The sequence below is a fragment of the Isoptericola sp. NPDC057191 genome, assembly GCF_042670225.1.
Taxonomy (GTDB): Bacteria; Actinomycetota; Actinomycetes; order Actinomycetales; family Cellulomonadaceae; genus Isoptericola.
On record NZ_JBHUWC010000278.1, the window covers coordinates 1 to 3,417 of the forward strand.

Genomic DNA, 3,417 nt, shown 5'->3' on the forward strand with positions numbered 1-3,417 from the left:
GGGCACGGGCGTCGCGCTTGGCGCGCCGCCGCTCCTTGCGCCGCTCGATGAGCGTGTAGATCACCGGCACCACGAAGAGCGTCAGCAGCGTGGAGGACACCAGACCGCCGATCACCACGAGCGCCAGCGGCTGGCTGATGAACGAGCCGCCGCCCGTGAGACCGACCGCCATCGGCGTCAGCGCGAAGATCGTGGCCAGCGCCGTCATGACGATCGGCCGCAGACGCTTGCGGGCGCCCTCGTGCACGGCGTCGTCGAGCGACCGGCCCCGCTCGCGGTACTGGTTGATGAGGTCGATGAGCACGATGGCGTTCGAGACCACGATGCCGATGAGCATGAGCACGCCGATCAGGGCGGGCACGCCCAGCGGCGTCCCCGTGGCCAGCAGGGCGAGCAGCGCACCGGTGGCCGCGAACGGCACGGACACCAGCAGGATGAGCGGCTGCACCAGCGAGCCGAAGGTCGCGACCATGACCAGGAAGACGATCGCGATCGCCGCGACGAGCGCGAGCCCGAGGTCGGCGAAGGCGTCCGACTGGTCGGCGGCGACGCCGCCCACCTCGACGGTCGCGCCCGCCGGCAGGTCGAGGCCGTCCGTGGCCGCGGTGATGTCGGCGCTCAGCGTGCCGACGTCCTGCGTCTCGGGCGTCACCGACACCGTCGCGGAGCGCTCGCCGTCGGTGCGCGAGATGGACGTGGGCACGTCCACCCGCTCCACCGTCGCGACGTCCGTCAGGGGCACCATGCCCGTGGCCGAGGGCAGCTGGAGGTCCTCGATCTCCGCCTGCGTGGCCGGGGCGTCGCCCGACTTCACGACGACGTCGGTGGGACCGTCGCCGAGGTCGACCTCGCCCACGGTCTGCTCGGGGTCCATCGCCCCCGCGACGATGCCGGACACCTGGGTCTCGGTGAGACCGAGCGCGGCCGCCTTGTCCCGGTCCACGTCCACCTGCACGACCTGCTGCGCGGCGGCGAGGTTGTTGCTCACCTCGGCCACGCCGTCCAGGTCGGTGACGGCGTCGGTGACCTGCTGCGCCGCCGTCTGCAGGTCGTCCTCGTCGTGCGAGCGCACCACGAGGTCCACCGTGCTGGAGCCGAAGCCGGAGTCCCCGCCGGAGACGCTGACGCCCGTCGAGACGCCCACGGCCAGCGGCTCGACGGCGTCCCGGATCTCGTCCTGGGCGGCGACCGCGTCGGCGTCCGGGTCGAGGGTGATCGCGAACGTCGCCTTCGGCGTCGAGCCGCCGCCCATGAACGCGGCCTGAGCCGCGTCGCCCGTGCCGACGGTCGTCTGCACGCTCTGCACCGCTTCGACGCCCTCGAGCGCGTCCTCGACCTGGGTGGCCGCGGCGTCCTGCGCGTCGAGCGACGCGCCGGGCTCGAACGTCTGCGTCACGGTGACGGTGTCCTGGCCGGAGTCACCGATGAAGTTGGTCTCCAGGCGCGGCACCATCGCGAGCGTGCCGCCGAGCACGGCGACCGCGATCACGAGCGTGACCCACGGGTGGCGCAGCGCGGCGCCGAGGCTCGGGACGTACGCGCGCTGCCACAGGCCGCGACGCTCCTTGGCCTCGGCGGCCTCGCGGACGCGCTCGGCCTCCTCGGGCGAGGCGGGCGCGGCCGGCGTCTTGACGAACCAGTACGCCAGGACGGGGACGATCGTGAGGGCCACGACCAGCGAGGAGAGCATCGCGATGGTGACGGTCATGGCGAACGGACGGAACAGCTCGCCCACCATGCCGCTCACGAACGCGATCGGCGCGAACACGGCGACGGTGCAGATGGTCGACGCCGCGATCGCGCCGCCCACCTCGCGCACGGCCGTGAGGATGGCGGCCTTCTTCTCCTCGCCGTACGACAGGTGTCTCTTGATGTTCTCGATGACGACGATCGCGTCGTCGACGACACGGCCGATCGAGATGGTCAGCGCGCCCAGCGTGAGGATGTTGAGCGTGTAGCCGGTGAGGTTCATGACCAGGAACGTGGCCGCGAGCGACAGCGGGATCGACACCGCCGACACGAGCGTGGACCGCACGGACATGAGGAAGACGAGGATCACCAGGACGGCGAACGCGAGGCCCAGCCCGCCCTCGGTGGCGAGACCGTGGATCGACTCCTCGATGAACGGCGCCTGGTCGAAGACGACGGCGGTGGTGACGCCTGCGTCGTCCAGCGCGGGCTCCAGGTCGTCGAGCGCGTCCTGGATCGCGTGGGAGACCTCGACCGTGTTGCCGTCGGGGGTCTTGGTGATGGCGATGCCCAGCGACGGCTCGCCGTCGAGGCGGGAGAGGGAGGTCGGCTCGACCGGGGCCACCTTGACGGTGGCGACGTCCGAGAGCACGACGGGTTCGGGGACCTGCGGGGCCTGGCTGGCGGTGGGGTCGGCCGTCGTGCCGGCGGGCGGTGCGCCCGTGCCGTCGCCGGTCTCGCCCGTGGTGCCGCCGGTCGCGTCGCCCGCGCTCGCGGCGCCCGCGGCGGCCGCCGCGTCGGGGGTCACGACCAGCGGCAGCGCCTTGAGCTCCTTGACGCTGTCGATGCTGGAGCCCGACTGCACGGAGTAGGTGACGTCGTCGTCCGTGATGGTGCCCGCGGGCAGCACGACGCCGTTGTCCTTCAGCACCGAGGCGACGTCGTCGGTGGTGAGACCCGCCTTGGCGAGCTTCTTGGTGTCGACGTCCACGAGCACCTGGTTGGTCTCGCCGCCGGTGACGGCCACGGACCGCACGTCGTCGACGTCCTCCAGGGCCGGCACGACGACGGTGTCCACGGTGTCCGCCAGCGCGGCCGGGTCCACAGAACCGTCGGCGCCCGCGGCCGCGAGCTGGATGACCGGCAGGTCGTCGAGCGACCCCGTGATCACCTGCGGCTCGACGTCCTGGGGCAGCTGCGACTGCGTGCGCGTGACCGCGGTCTGCAGGCGCTGCGCGGCGGCGTCCATGTCCGTGCCGTAGGTGAACTGGACGGTCGTCACGGAGCTGCCCGTGGACGCCGTCGAGCCGACCGACTCGATCCCCTCGACGGACTTCGCGGCGGCCTCGAGCGGCTCGGTGACGCGCTCCTCGACCACCTCCGGCGACGCGCCCGGGTACACGGCGACGACGGCTCCCGCGGGGAGCTCGAGGGACGGGATGAGCTCCTGCTTGAGGGAGCCCAGGCTCAGTACCCCGAAGACGAGGATCGCGACGGTCGCGAGTGCGACGACGGCGCGGTTCGCCAAGGACAGGCGGGCAAGTCGGAACACGCTCACTCCAGACGGACGGTCGGTAGGACAGGCACGACTCCGCTGTCGTGACGCACGGGCTGAACGGACGATACGCGCCCGCGGTTCCCGCGGACATCCTCCGAAAGGCTGACACCGGCAGGGGCGTGCAGAGTGGCGAGTGCCGGCACGACGCACGACGGGCGCCGGGCGTGGTC

At 72.3% G+C, this 3,417-nt stretch carries 1 protein-coding gene; it reads right to left on the minus strand.

Going from position 1 to position 3,417, the window contains the following annotated elements; genetic code table 11:
* A partial coding sequence (locus tag ACFT55_RS19705; RefSeq protein ID WP_380245546.1) for an efflux RND transporter permease subunit occupies positions 1-3,241 on the minus strand: 3,241 nt, incomplete at its 3' end.
* Positions 3,242-3,417: the final 176 nt, after the last annotated feature.